Below are 14,099 nucleotides of genomic sequence, written 5' to 3' on the forward strand. Positions count from 1 at the left end.
CTTGCATTCATCGACTACTTTAATCGAACGATGGCTAAGCCCTTTCAATGGAAGTTCAAGGGCTATCCAGTACCTGGCTGAGGTGGTCAGTTACTTCTGCTGGGATGCACTAGTCCCTAGTCCCCAGCCCCTAGTCCCTAGTCCCCAGTCCCCATTCTTGTAACGCGATCGCTACCCCTTGTTTTAACTCTGGTGTCATTTCGTCGGTAGCTAGTTGCTGTAATTTCTCATAAGCCGTGGGAAATTTTTTCAAAGCTGCTATGCAATGCAGTCTTATCCCTGCATCCGGATCTGCTAAAAGCTCAATTAGCGGCTTTATCGCTAATGGATCGCCAAGATGTCCCCATGTCATTGCCATAGCTTGCTTGACTTTGGGATTTTGAGCTGTTGGACTTCCAATGTCAAGTGCGCTTTGGAGAATTTTAGCGGCTAATGGGACTAACTTTGGTTCCTCAACTCGCCCCAAAACCATAATAATTTCCTGCCATAGTTCAGGAGACTCAACAGAGAGGGCTTTTTGTAAATATTCTAAGGAGGTTGCTGTTTGAGGAAGCGATCGCACAATATCTACTTTTAAGCGGATCGGCGTATGGGGGGATAAAAGTACCTCATACAAAGCTGCGGCGGCTTCCTCAGTACCTAGCCGCCCTAATGCGATCGCTGCCTGCTGGCACACTTCCAAATTAAAATCAAATAATAGCGATCGCACATGAGTAACCAGATCCAATTTTGGTAGTAAGTCAGTCCGCATTCCTAAGCCAATTACAGCTTCTTTTCTGACTTGTGCTGCGATATCTTTCAGAGCTTTTATCAGTATCGGCGGCACCCGGCTGTCGTGAAAGCTACCAAGTGCTTCAATAGCCGCAGCCCGGATCGTCGCTTCCGGATCTTCAACTACTCCCATCAACGGCGCAATGGTTTCGGAACGGCGAATTTGGGCAAGACTACGTACCGCTAACAGCCGCGTGTTGGGATCTGCCAATAGCCCAGTTAAAGCCTCCACAGCAGGAGAACCGATATTCGCCAAAGCCGCCGCCGCTGCGACAGTAAGTTCTTCATCATCAGCAGTTTTCAAGCTTTCTACTAAGGCGGTGACAACAGCGGGATCGTCAAATTCTCCCAGGATGCGCCCAGCAAACCAACGCTCTTCTATTTCGGCATCTTCGTCTTCTAAGATGGAAATCAGAGGAGCGATCGCGCAGCTTCCAAATTTCGGAAGCACCTTCGCCACCTCCCACCGTTCCCGAAAATCACCAGAGTACAGTACCTCTAAAGCCAAAGAAAGGATTTGCTCTAAACATTCATTTTCCAGCTGAATACTCGCCTCACCTTTTCCCGCTGAGGTTTTCGTCACTGGTAGCTGCTGCAAGCACTCGGTTAGCAATGACCAGTTTTTTTGCTGTGCCGCAATAGTAGCCTGTTCTATAACATTTAATGTCATCATTACAAATCTATGTTATCCGGTTTACATTACAAGAAAAATTAAGCTTTACCCAAGCATCCCCAGATGCCTTTTTCAATTTGAACAATATAAATGTTTATAAATCAACTCGCCTGAACTGTAAAATGTAAATAAAGCATTTTTTCAATGCGTTTGTTTCATTTCTTAAGTTTTTTTTGTATTTCTATATACCAATTAACCGATATCCTCACATACTTTATATCAAAAAGCGGATTGACTAAAGTAAACTATTTTACTAAAGGCAGTTTGTTTGAGTAATTTGTTGCCGCTATCTGTAATAAACATTAAAACAATTATCAAGTCGAACAAACTGATGTTAACAACTATGGAGCTGCGCTGGTTCTATCGCGGCACAATACCAGAAGAAATCAAACAGTGGTTCGGTGCAGATTCTCTCTTAGGTCATCTAGCACCACCAGAAGAACGGGAAGATTTATATTTATACGCGGCGGGGTGCGATTACCTGGGTATCAAATTTCGGCAGAATAAGTTAGAAGTCAAATGGCGACAAGAAGAATTAGGCGTGCTGCGTGCAGAAAAAGTAGAGGGGAAAGCAGAGAAATGGGTAAAGTGGAGTTGTAAAGATCCTACACCAGAGAGCTTCTTAGTAGCATCTGTTACTGAAAAAGGCGAGTGGGTGAGTGTAAAAAAGGTGCGATCGCAGCGTCTTTATGAAACCTGCGCTGTAGAAATTTCTCAGGTGAATATCAGAGACAATGATTGGTGGAGTCTAGGCTTTGAAACCTTGGGCGAAGATGAGCATCTGATGGATAATCTGAAAGCTGTAGCCAGTCACGTATTCCAAAGTTATCACGGCTCCTTATTACAAGCTCAGGATTCTTTCGCCTATCCAAAGTTACTCGCGCTAGTTGTTGAGTAGATGTGGCGCGACTCAACTCAGAAAGATTGCGGAGGCGTTAGCTGTGTCACTCTGACGCTTCGCTGTAATCTTCTATTACATCTACCCAAAATCAATGATAAATTTAATATTAGGGGCTGCTTGCCTAGTTAATTTGCGGTTCTCATTCTATTTAAAATTCTCTAAATAAATTTTAACAAGTTGCATGAAGTTCCTCAACCTAACTTAATGCTAAATTTACTGCAACTTATAAGCAGTTCTGAGGATTTGTCCTGCTAAGATAGCGGCACCAAAACCATTGTCTATATTCACCACACCCACACCAGCCGCACAAGAATTAAGCATTGTCAAGAGGGGAGCAAGACCGCCGAAACTTGCGCCATAGCCGACACTGGTGGGAACGGCAATTACCGGACAATCCGCCAAACCAGCAACAACACTGGGTAAAGCGCCTTCCATCCCCGCCACGACAATCAGCACATTAGCCGACTCAAGGACGTGGCGGTTACTCAGCAGGCGATGAATGCCAGCAACGCCGACATCCCAGAGACGCTGTACTCGAAAGCCAGAGAGTTCGGCTGTCACCGCTGCTTCCTCGGCGACGGGTAAATCGGCTGTACCAGCAGATAGAATGCCTATGGTGCCGGGATACTGAGGTTCTATGGTAATAGGAGAAATAGCACAAATCCGGGCAGTGGGATAGTAGCGCAGACCAATAACTTTTTCTTGCAGCTGGTCTGAAACTGCTGGGTCAATGCGCGTCGCCATGACTACGGGGTTGCGATCGCGCATCACTTCCATAATCGCCGCAATTTGTTCCGGCGTTTTCCCCGGCCCCCAAATCGTCTCAGGGAAACCAGTTCTCAGACTGCGGTGATGGTCAACTTTAGCAAAATCGCCCACTGGTTCAAAGGCAAAGTGCTTGAGTTTTTCTAGGGCTACCTCTGGGTTTACTTCACCAGCGGCAACGGCATTTAATAATGACTGTAAGGCTTCAGTTTGGGACACGGCTTATCCGATGCAAGGATTTTAGGTTTTAGATTTTGGATTGGTCAGATAAAGTAGTTTACCTACGAATTGCTGATTTTGGTGTGTAAACTACTTTAATCAGATACTTTCAATTCATAAATATTCCAGAAGGCACCGCCAAGGGAAGAGTATTTGATGCCAGAGACGCGATCGCGCACCGCCGACATTGACAGCGCATTCACTAGATAAATCATCGGTAGATATTCTTGCGTAATCCGCTGAGTTTCGGCATAAATTGCCTTACGCTTCGTTTCATCTAATTCCTGGCTTGCCTTAACGTAAAGATCCGCAATTTCCTGCTCCCAAGGATACACCTCCCGCCCTTCAATCGGCGTTTGCCCTACTTGGGGAGCCTGGTTAAAGCTGTGTAATCCCCCATCCGTAAACCAGACATTAGCACCATTATGAGGTTCAACACCGCCCGTAAAGCCCAAAAGATAACATTCCCAATCCAGAGTATTAGCAAGTTTATCTACCAGCGTGTTAAAAGCTATCGGGTTAAAATCAACCTGGATACCAATTTGGCTCAAATTTTGTTTAATTGTAGCTCCTATTGACACGCGGGTTTGATTCTCAGCATTTGTAATCAGAGTAAAGCGGACGGGGTTGCCTTCTGCATCTAGCAGTGCGCCTTTTTCATTATATTTAAATCCCGATCCTAACAGTAATTTTTTAGATTTTTCTGGATTATATTCGTATACTTTTAGACCTTCTTTTGGAGAAATGTAGTAGGGACTTTGCACAGAAATAGGTGAATTCTGCAATTCACCCAAGCCGCGCAAGGTGTTGTTAATCATAGTTTGTCGGTCAATGGCATAAGCAACAGCTTGTCTAAATGCCACATTATTAAACCACCGAGACTTGATAGGATCAACTAGGGGGCGACTATTACGCCGTCCTTTGTTAAGGTTAAAGGCAATAAAATTTGTACCAGGTCTTCCCTCTCCTGTGTAAATTTTAAACTTTCCCCGCTTTTCTTCTCGCTTCAGTAGGGGAAAATCTTCCGGACGCATCCGTCCCCAACCGTCAGTAGTATCTAAATCTTTAGAGCGAAATTGGAGTAGCTGAGTATCCATATTTTCCGTAATTTGCCAAATTACGCGCTCAATGTAAGGCAAGCGATCGCCTTGAGCATCCCGCCGCCAGTAATAAGGATTACGCCGAAAAACAACCCTTTCACTGGTGGTGTAGCTTTCTATTTTGTAAGGGCCATTAACAATAATTTCCTCTGGTTTTGCATCAACTGCCCAAATAGACATTAATTTGGGTTTTCCTTCGGAGTTTTTTGACTTTACAGCGTCTTGAAGGGCGTGTTTTGGCAAAATAACAACAGCATCATTTTGTGTACCTGTGGTAGTTCGCAAAAAAGGCGCAAAAGGTTCTGGTAAAATGAACTCTACTCGCCGCTCATCTACCTTTCGGACTTTCGGAAAAGCACCAGAAGTTCCAATCTTTAAGCTATCTCCAGCATCGGTGGGAATTTCTTTATTAAAAACTACATCTTCATAAGTGAAGACAACATCATCCGCTGTCAGGGGTTTACCATCCGACCATTTCAAGTTTTCTCGCAGGGTGAAAACTACTCGTTTTTTATCTTTAGAAATTTCCCAAGATTCGGCTAACGCTGGTTCAATTTCACCAGTAACTCTGTTTTCAAATGTTAATCCCTCATAAGTAAAGAGAAAAACATGAGGGAACTCTTGGTTAAGCACCCAATTAAAGGTTTTGGGATCTGCCAAAGTGACTGTCACCAGCTGGGATAAATTCTCAGCCGCCTGACTTTTGAATGATTGCGGACTACAGCCAAATAAGGCAAAAGTAACACAGATAATAAATGATAAAACCCAGCCTTGGCGAAAAGAATTCGCGGCGACATTTTCTTTTTTCGTTATCAGGATCAGCTTGGTAACGATATTTAGGAGGCTCTGCTTGATAAAAAAGGATGTAAAATTTGAGAAAATTGCTAAATTTTCCCCATGTAAATATTTCCTTAGAGGAATCGTGAGGCTCTGCCTCATAATCTCGTTACCAGACTCAACCTGGTAACGAGATTTACGAAGTTTGTTGATCAAACTTTTCATCCTTTATTCTACAGACTTGGCTTTAAGTTCGGTAAGGTTCCAGAACGCACCTCCCAGAGTTGAATATCTTATCCCTTCAATGCGATCGCGTACTGCTTCCATTGTTAGCGGATTTACCAAATAGATAAATGGCAAATTCTCCTGGGTGATGCGTTGACTTTCCGCATAAATTTCTTTGCGCTTGGCTTCATCAAGTTCGCCAGCACCCCGAATATAAAGCTCCTCAATTTGCTTTTCCCAGTCGGAAACTTTCCAGCCAATCAGTGGCGGTTCGCTTTCTTGGGGGCCAAGATTAAAAGCGTGTAAGCCTCCTTTTGTCAACCAGGTGTTTGCTCCACCGTTAGGCTCAATACCACCGCCGCCAATTTTGCCAATATAACTATCCCAATTCCGCTGAGTGTAGACTTGTTGGAGCAGAGTATTGAAAGCGATCGCATTGAAATCCACCTGAATACCAATCGCAGCCAAATCTTGTTTAATCTGAGAGCCAATCGCCTCTCGTAGCTTATTCCCTGCATTTGTCAGCATGGTAAAGCGTACCCGATTACCATCTGCATCGAAAAGTTGCCCCTGAGCATTGTATTTAAAGCCCGCTTTTCGCAACAAGTCCTTTGCTTTTTCCCGGTTGTAATCGTAAACTTTCAATCCTTCTTCCGGTGAAAGATAAAAGGGGCTTTGTTTATAGATTGGTGAATTTTGCGCTTCGCCCAGCCCCCGATAAATATTGTTAATCATTGCCGGACGATCAATGGCATGAGCCACAGCCTGTCTAAATTCCACCGTATTGAACCACCGAGATTTAATCGGATCTACCAACGGCTGATTTTTTGAATCTTTGGCTTGGTTCAGATTAAAAACTACAAAAGTTGTACTCATTTCCGCTTCCCCGGTATAAACCGTAAATTTTCCTTGCTTTTCCTGTTGTTTTAGCAAAGAAAAATAGTCAGGAGAAACAGTAAATGTATCCAAACTCCCAGAGCGAAACTGAAGTAATTGAGTGTCAGTAGATTCTACAATATTCCAGTAATAGCGCTCGATGTAAGGCAACTGATTGCCTTGTGCATCTTTTTTCCAATAGTAGGGATTGCGTCGTAACACTACCCGCTCGCTAGGCGTGTAGCTTTCCAGCATATAAGGGCCATTGACGACAATTTTTTTAGGATCTGTATCGGTGTCCCAAGTTGTAAGAAACTTAGGCTTTCCATCCTTATCTTTAGTTTGAACAGATTCCCGTAAGGCATGAGCTGGTAAAATTGCCAACCCCCCGCTGTAGCGAAGAAAGGGAGCAAACGGCTCTGGGACTGTGAATTCTACCCTCAAATCGTCTATTTTGCGGACGCTTGGCAGCGCTTCACTTTTACCAATTTTGAGGATGTCTCTGATATCTGTGGGAATCTCCTTGTTTAAGAAAATATCGTTGTAGGTAAAAACCACATCATCTGCGGTTAGAGGCGCACCATCAGACCATTTCAGCCCTGGTTTGAGAGTAAAAACTATCCGTTTCTTATCTTCAGAAATTTCCCATTTCTCAGCCAAAGCTGGCTCTAGTTCTCCAGTGAGTCCATTTTGAGTCAGCAGCCCCTCATAAACAAGGCTGAGAACATCAGGTGCACCTTCGCTGAGGATGTAGTTAAAGGAATTGGGTTCGCTGAGGCTAGCGTCTCCGATATACGACAATTGGGCGGCTTCTGTTTTTTTGAGGTTTGTTGGGTTGCAGCCATGAAGCGCGATCGCGCTCACTACCGCCAGCCCAAAAGCCACCACACGCCGCCAACAATATTTAATAACAGGGATTCTCATAATGTTTCTCTACTAACTGCTGATAAAGCTTACTGAGTCTGTAGCCAACCAAGGAAGTCTTGCGTGCGGCTAAAATACCTATTCACGCCATTCTTACGCAAAGCCGCTTGAACTTCCGGCGTATTAAATTCTTTGAAATTAGCGCTGAGGAAGACTTTGATATGTCTGGGATACAGGTGTGCATGATTAAGAATGCAGTGCAAAATCAAGTTATCTGTAGGGTCTTTGTTTATCAAACGTGTATCCAAGCTTTCCTGAAGCATATCGCCAGTTAATGGAATCATCTCTGCTTTGGCGTTGAGATGATCGAGGGCTTGGAAGAGACGATTTTCGACATCGTTTAGTAACGCCTCATTCTCAATTAGGGATTGTTCTAAATGGGAAAGTAGAGACTGGGCGTGGGATGAGGTGACATCTCGCTGTAACTGGCTAATTTGTTTTTTCAGTTCATTCATGAAACGATTGCGGCGCTTCAGTTCATCCTCTAATGCAGAGAAAGCTTCCATGCAGCAAATGCTTGGTATCGCTATCTGGACTGATGCGGTCGGATTCTCTAGCAAAGTATTCGCTTGGGAGTCGCGCCCTGTAGCAATGCTCATTAGGAAATTAGTTTCAACGTAAAGTATCACCAAGAAGCGCCACCTTCAGAGTCCCTTTCAGAGTAAGTATTTCCATTTTCCAGCACCTGTAACAAACCTATGGCGGCCAATTCTTCGGATGCTGGCGGATTTTCCGACTTCCAATGATAGGCTAAGTCGCGCAACCAAGCCTCAATTAAGGTTTCCAAATAGTACCAAAATATCCGTTTGCTGCTAAATTCGGGATCATAATGATTAAGCACGGCAGCAGTGTTAATTATGCTAACTGGTTCCGATAAATTAGCACCGTCCCATTGAAAAATCTCGATGTTTTCCAGGTCAGCCAGCATAGCAAAGGGAATTTTCGGGTTCGCAGCTTGCAAGTACGCAGTAAGAGACTCGATCGCCCATTGTTTGGCTTTACTATCTTTGAGTTGAGTAGCTTTGACTTCAACTACTAGAACGGTTTGCCCTTCACGGTTGCGGGCGATAATATCCGCAGGATAAACCAAAGCGCGATCGCCCTGAGTAAGTTCAAATCTTCCAGCTTCCATTGTCCTAATTCTCCCAGTCGGTTGAGAGTCTCTGCCTTATCCGTCTCTGGTTCCTTCCTATCCTAAACATTTTTAACCTTTGACTGGATATGGTTTAGCCAAGTTAATTAGAAGCTACCAGTAAGGCTACAGCATAAGCTGCAATTCCCTCTTCGCGCCCAACTGAGTCTAATTTCTCGTTGGTAGTGGCTTTGAGTCCAATTTGGTCGGGTTTTAATTCTAGGACGTGGGATAAGCGATCGCGCATTTTCTCTAGATGCGGTTTCAGTTTCGGACGTTCCGCCACCACCACAGAATCAATATTTCCAATTGAATAGCCTTGATCGCGAATTAGCGCATTTACCTGCGATAGCAGCACTAAACTATCAGCACCCGCCCACTTTTCATCGGTGGGGGGAAAATAATGACCAATATCACCCAAACTTAAGGCACCAAGCATCGCATCCATAATTGCGTGCGTCAACACATCAGCGTCACTGTGTCCCAGCAACCCCAACTCATGCTCTATTTTCACCCCTCCTAGAATCAGGGGACGACCGGAAACTAGACGGTGGATATCGTAACCGTTGCCAATTCTTATGTTCATAGAATTTTTACCTATTGGGGATTGGGAATTGGGGATTGGGAATTGGGAATTGGGAATTGGGGATTGGGGATTGGGAAAAAGTCTTACCTAGTCCCTAGCCCCTAGCCCCTAGTCCCCAGCCCCTAGCCCCCGTTAGCATTATCGTCCAACCATTGAGCGTATAAATCGGGGCGGCGATCGCGCGTTCTCTCTATTTGCTGTGAGTTTCGCCAGCGTTCAATCTCCGCATGATTTCCCGACAGCAGCACTGGTGGCACTTTCCAGCCGCGGAACTCCGCCGGACGAGTGTACTGGGGATAATCCAATAATCCCGCCTCGAAACTCTCTGCTTTCAGCGACTCTTCCTTTCCCACGGTTCCCGGTAGCAGGCGCACAACACCATTAATTAGTGCCAGTGCTGGGATTTCTCCGCAGGTAAGCACAAAATCGCCCAAAGATACCTCCCGCGTCACTAAATGTAATACTCGCTCATCCACACCTTCATAGTGTCCGCAAATAATCGCTAACTGGTCATAATTTGTCGCCAATTCTCGCAACAGCGGCTGATTCATCGTTTGCCCCTGAGGTGTCATCAAGATCACCTCGCGTCTAGGTAAAACGGGTAGCGACTCCACAGCCGCGAATATCGGTTCTGGTTTCATCAGCATTCCCACACCACCGCCGTATGGTTCATCATCGACACGGTGGTGTTTATCGGTGGCAAAGTCGCGGGGATTTACCAGATGCACTCCGGCAATCTGTTTGGCTAAAGCTTTCCCTAGCAGCCCTGAGTTCAGGGGGGAGGAGAAAAAATCTGGAAAAAGAGTAACTATATCAATTCGCACAGCAGGAATAGGGATTGGGGATTGGGGATTGGGGATTGGGGATTGGGGATTGGGGATTGGGGATTGGGGATTGGGGATTGGGGACTAGGAAAGAGTTATGAGGTCAGGAGTGAGAAGTTATAAATTCAAAACTCATAACTCCTAATTCTCCCAGTACCTAGCCCCCAGTCCAAGCATTCTGCCCAGAGGTTGATGTGTTACATAAAAAAATATTAAATATTTTATAAAAAATGTTTACGGGATCTGGCATTATGCTTATAAGGTTAAGTCGCTATGGCGAGTAGTAACCGTTGTTACTGAGCGGATCGGGAAAAAAAAGCAAAATATTGGTGATGTTGATCGGACGCCTGTCATTAAGAAAAATTGGGACTATTGACAAGAGTGAAAATAGGGATCGTCCTTGTGGGCAAGGGTGTCCAGATAGTTGAGCAAAAACCAAGAACGCGATAAATTGGCATTCCTATCAACTAGCTCCAAAGATTGTATTCGATTCACCCTATGCTCAAAAGTGACATTATGCTGCAATTAGAATCTCAATCCTTAGTACAGACGATGCCCCAATCGACTAAAACCGCCATTATGATTATTGGCGGCGCTGAAGACAAAGTTCATGGACGGGAAATCCTACAAACTTTTTTTAATCGTGCTGGGGCGCTAGAGGCGACGATTGCCATTATTCCATCAGCATCGCGAGAACCAGCAGTTATTGGCGATCGCTACCGTACCATTTTTACGGAAATGGGAGCGAAGGTGGTAAAGGTGCTAGACATCCGCGATCGCTCTCAAAGTGAAGATCCCTTGATGCAGGAGTACATTGAAGAGTGTACTGGAGTATTCCTGACAGGTGGCGACCAACTGCGGCTGTGCGGACTATTGGCAGAAACACCGTTGATGGAAAGAATTCGCAAGCGGGCGCATTTGGGTGAGATTACTTTAGCAGGCACCAGCGCAGGGGCGGCGGTGATGGGACATCACATGATAGCTGGTGGCGGTAGCGGCGAATCTCCCAATCGTTCTTTGGTTGATATGGCGGTCGGCTTAGCAATTTTCCCGGATGTAATAGTCGATCAGCACTTTCACAATCGCAATCGCATGGCGCGGTTGATCAGCGCGATCTCCGGTCATCCAGATAAGCTAGGGATGGGTATTGACGAAGATACCTGCGCCTTAATCGAGGGAGACGGTGTATTGCAGGTGATGGGTAAAGGTACAGTTTCTATCGTCGATCCCGGTGAAGTTTCTTACACGAACCAGCCTTCAGTGGGAGCTACCGAACCAATTAGTATATTCAATCTCCGGGTACACATTCTCAGCTATGGCGATCGCTACCATCTACAGCAGCGAGTCATTTTGCCCCCGAATGTTTGATTTTAAATTTTACATTTGTCATAAAACTGTTCGTAGAGAACAGTTTTATCACTTTTTAAAGCTGGAAACTAAGAGATTACTAAATAAGGGCGGGGTCATCAGGAACCAGTGCCAGCTTTCCCACCAAGATGTAAGGGCTTTCGCATTAAGTCTATATAAAAGAAAAGCACACCTATATCGAAATCGCTTTGTGTGAAAGTCCCTACCCCGCCCTACCGCCCACATCCTCTGAATCACCCGCAAAATTAGGTATGAGAATTCTAAAAATCCAGACATTACGGGGCCCAAACTACTGGAGCATTCGACGCCACAAACTGGTAGTCATGCGCCTAGACTTAGAAGAGCTGGCAGAGTTGCCATCTAATGAAATTCCAGGCTTCTACGAGGGATTAGTTCAGGCACTGCCGAGTCTGGTAGAACACTTCTGTTCCCCTGGTTGCCGAGGTGGCTTCTTAAGCAGAGTTCAGGAAGGCACGATGATGGGACACATCATTGAACACGTCGCCTTAGAACTACAAGAACTCGCGGGGATGAAAGTCGGCTTTGGGCGTACCCGCGAAACCGCAACTTCAGGCACTTACCAGGTAGTCATCGAGTATTTTGATGAACAAGCGGGTCGCTATGCCGCCAGAGCAGCAGTGCGGCTATGCCAAAGTATTGTAGACACAGGCAGCTATCCAGAGGCGGAATTACAGCAGGATCTCAAAGACTTGAGAGACTTGGCGCGCGATGCCGCTCTCGGCCCCAGCACCGAAACCATCGTCAAAGAAGCAGAAGCGCGGGGTATTCCCTGGATGTCTTTAAGCGCCCGTTCTATGGTTCAGCTGGGCTATGGCATTTACCAGAAGCGAATGCAAGCAACGCTCAGCACTTACTCCGGAATTTTAGGGGTAGAGCTTGCCTGCGACAAAGAAGGCACCAAAAAAATCCTACACGAAGCTGGGGTGCCAGTACCGCGTGGCACCGTAATTAACTATCTAGATGAACTCGAACAATCCATAGAAGACGTTGGTGGCTACCCAATTGTGATCAAGCCTCTGGACGGCAATCACGGACGAGGTATCACCATCAACATCAACGACGGGCAACTGGCACAGGAAGCCTACGATGCTGCCAGTGCTGCCTCCAAAACCCGATCCGTAATCGTGGAACGCTTCTATACCGGACGGGATCACCGGGTGCTAGTAATAAATGGCAAAATGGTGGCGGTAGCGGAACGAGTTCCCGCCCACGTTGTGGGAGATGGCAAGTCCACAATTGAGCAACTGATAGAAGAAACCAATCGCGACCCGAATCGCGGGGAAGGACACGATAACGTCCTCACCAAAATAGAACTAGACCGTACATCTTGGCAACTTTTGCAACGGCAGGGATACACCCTAGAGACGGTGCTATCCAAAGGTGAGATTTGTTACCTGCGGGCAACAGCCAACCTCAGCACCGGAGGCATTGCTGTTGACCGTACTGACGAGGTTCATCCAGAAAATATCTGGCTTTTTGAACGAATAGCTAAGATTATCGGTCTGGATATTGCTGGAATTGACGTGGTGACAAATGATATCAGCAAACCACTCAGAGAAATGAATGGCGTGATTGTTGAGGTAAACGCCGCCCCTGGATTCCGGATGCACGTCTGTCCCAGCCAGGGTTTACCGCGAAATGTCGCAGCACCAGTGCTGGATATGCTGTTCCCGCAAGGGTCTCCCAGTCGTGTTCCCATTGTTTCCATCACTGGAACTAACGGCAAAACCACCACCACGCGCCTGATTGCCCATATCTTTAAGCAGACAGGTAAAACCATTGGCTACACAACTACCGATGGCACCTACATTGGTGATTACATGGCGGAACCAGGAGACAACACTGGCCCGCAAAGCGCCAATTTGATTCTTTCAGATCCTACGGTAGAGGTGGCGGTGCTGGAAACTGCACGCGGCGGTATTCTTAGGTCTGGGTTGGCTTTCACCACTTGCGATGTGGGCGTAGTTTTAAACGTCGCCGCAGATCACCTGGGAATTGGCGATATTGAAACCATACATGATATGGCTCATCTTAAGAGTGTGGTAGCTGAAGCGGTTGCGCCAGAAGGCTATGCGGTACTTAATGCAGACGATCCTCTAGTGGCGGCGATGGCAAGGCGCGTGAAAGGGCAAGTAGCTTATTTCACTATGAACCCGGAGAATGAGTTGGTGCAAAGCCATACGCGCAAAGGCGGCTTGGCAGCAGCTTATGAGAATGGCTATCTGTCAATTTTAAAGGCAGATTGGACGCTGCGGATTGAGCAAGCGGTGAATGTGCCATTAACAATGGGTGGTTTGGCACCTTTCCAAATTGCGAATGCACTGGCGGCGAGTCTGGCGGCGTTTGCTCAAGGGGTGAAAATTGAGGAGATTCGTCAGGGTTTAAGTACGTTCCGGGCTTCGGCTTCTCAGACACCGGGGCGGATGAATATGTTCAATCTGGGCAAATATAATGCTCTGATAGATTATGCTCACAATGCAGCTTCTTACGAGGCGCTGGGCGGTTTTGTCCGCAATTGGCCTGGGGTAAGAATTGGGGTTGTGGGTGGCCCTGGCGATCGCCGTGACGAAGATTTTGTGACCCTGGGTAAACTCTCTAGCCTAATGTTCGATCGCATTATCGTTAAGGAAGACGATGATACGAGGGGACGCGATCGCGGTAATGCCTCTGAGTTAATTTCTCAAGGGATATCCCAAGAAAAGCCGGATGCTCAGTATGAAACTATCCTTGATGAGACGACAGCGATTAACACCGCTCTCGACCAAGCCCCAGAAGGCAGCTTGGTGGTGATTTTACCAGAAAGCGTCACTCGCGCAATTAGCTTAATTGAGGCGCGTCGCCCAGTCGGGGAAAACATCGAAAATAACACTATCCCAGTGGAGAACAAAGATAGTGTGAAGTCTTCTGTAGTACAGAAGCTATAAAAAGGTAAAAGGC

The 14,099-nt window shown here is 46.2% G+C and carries 11 protein-coding genes; 3 read left to right on the forward strand and 8 right to left on the reverse strand.

Going from position 1 to position 14,099, the window contains the following annotated elements; all coding sequences use genetic code 11:
• Positions 1-130 precede the first annotated feature (130 nt).
• Complete coding sequence (locus tag NDI42_RS24085) at positions 131-1,444, reverse strand: HEAT repeat domain-containing protein (RefSeq protein ID WP_199311362.1); 1,314 nt, start codon at positions 1,442-1,444, stop codon at positions 131-133.
• 331 nt (positions 1,445-1,775) lie between these two features.
• Here NDI42_RS24085 and NDI42_RS24090 point away from each other — a divergent pair, with 331 nt between their 5' ends.
• The gene (locus tag NDI42_RS24090) at positions 1,776-2,342 is read left to right on the forward strand and encodes a hypothetical protein (protein WP_190458659.1); all 567 of its coding nucleotides are present in this window, start codon (positions 1,776-1,778) and stop codon (positions 2,340-2,342) included.
• Between the two features lie 216 nt (positions 2,343-2,558).
• Here NDI42_RS24090 and larB read toward each other — a convergent pair whose 3' ends face one another.
• From larB to trmD, 7 genes are all read right to left on the reverse strand, one after another.
• Positions 2,559-3,329 (reverse strand): nickel pincer cofactor biosynthesis protein LarB, encoded by a 771-nt coding sequence (gene larB / locus NDI42_RS24095; RefSeq protein WP_190418360.1) that lies wholly within the window; start codon positions 3,327-3,329, stop codon positions 2,559-2,561.
• Positions 3,330-3,424: 95 nt separating this feature from the next.
• Positions 3,425-5,422 carry an ABC transporter substrate-binding protein gene (locus NDI42_RS24100; protein WP_348231639.1) on the reverse strand — a complete coding sequence of 666 codons (1,998 nt, stop codon included), beginning with the start codon at positions 5,420-5,422 and terminating at the stop codon, positions 3,425-3,427.
• A gap of 12 nt (positions 5,423-5,434) precedes the next feature.
• On the reverse strand, positions 5,435-7,231 hold the full coding sequence (locus NDI42_RS24105) for an ABC transporter substrate-binding protein (RefSeq protein ID WP_190458662.1): 1,797 nt from the start codon (positions 7,229-7,231) through the stop codon (positions 5,435-5,437).
• Between the two features lie 29 nt (positions 7,232-7,260).
• Positions 7,261-7,860, reverse strand: a complete 600-nt coding sequence (locus NDI42_RS24110) for a PIN domain-containing protein (RefSeq protein ID WP_190458664.1) — start codon at positions 7,858-7,860, stop codon at positions 7,261-7,263.
• The gene (locus NDI42_RS24115; protein WP_190458666.1) at positions 7,857-8,363 is read right to left on the reverse strand and encodes a hypothetical protein; all 507 of its coding nucleotides are present in this window, start codon (positions 8,361-8,363) and stop codon (positions 7,857-7,859) included. Before NDI42_RS24115 ends, NDI42_RS24110 begins: the two co-directional genes overlap by 4 nt.
• Before the next feature lie 103 nt (positions 8,364-8,466).
• Entirely contained in the window at positions 8,467-8,949 is a 483-nt protein-coding gene (gene ispF / locus NDI42_RS24120; protein WP_190458668.1) for a 2-C-methyl-D-erythritol 2,4-cyclodiphosphate synthase, read from the reverse strand.
• A gap of 122 nt (positions 8,950-9,071) precedes the next feature.
• The gene (trmD, locus tag NDI42_RS24125; protein ID WP_190418370.1) at positions 9,072-9,773 is read right to left on the reverse strand and encodes a tRNA (guanosine(37)-N1)-methyltransferase TrmD; all 702 of its coding nucleotides are present in this window, start codon (positions 9,771-9,773) and stop codon (positions 9,072-9,074) included.
• A gap of 516 nt (positions 9,774-10,289) precedes the next feature.
• Here trmD and NDI42_RS24130 point away from each other — a divergent pair.
• Together NDI42_RS24130 and cphA are read left to right on the forward strand one after the other, a co-directional pair.
• Positions 10,290-11,141 (forward strand): cyanophycinase, encoded by an 852-nt coding sequence (locus NDI42_RS24130; protein WP_190458670.1) that lies wholly within the window; start codon positions 10,290-10,292, stop codon positions 11,139-11,141.
• Between the two features lie 251 nt (positions 11,142-11,392).
• Positions 11,393-14,086 (forward strand): cyanophycin synthetase, encoded by a 2,694-nt coding sequence (gene cphA / locus NDI42_RS24135; protein ID WP_190458671.1) that lies wholly within the window; start codon positions 11,393-11,395, stop codon positions 14,084-14,086.
• The last annotated feature ends 13 nt before the right edge of the window (positions 14,087-14,099 follow it).

The organism is Funiculus sociatus GB2-C1 (assembly GCF_039962115.1).
In the GTDB taxonomy this organism is placed as follows: domain Bacteria; phylum Cyanobacteriota; class Cyanobacteriia; order Cyanobacteriales; family FACHB-T130; genus Funiculus; species Funiculus sociatus.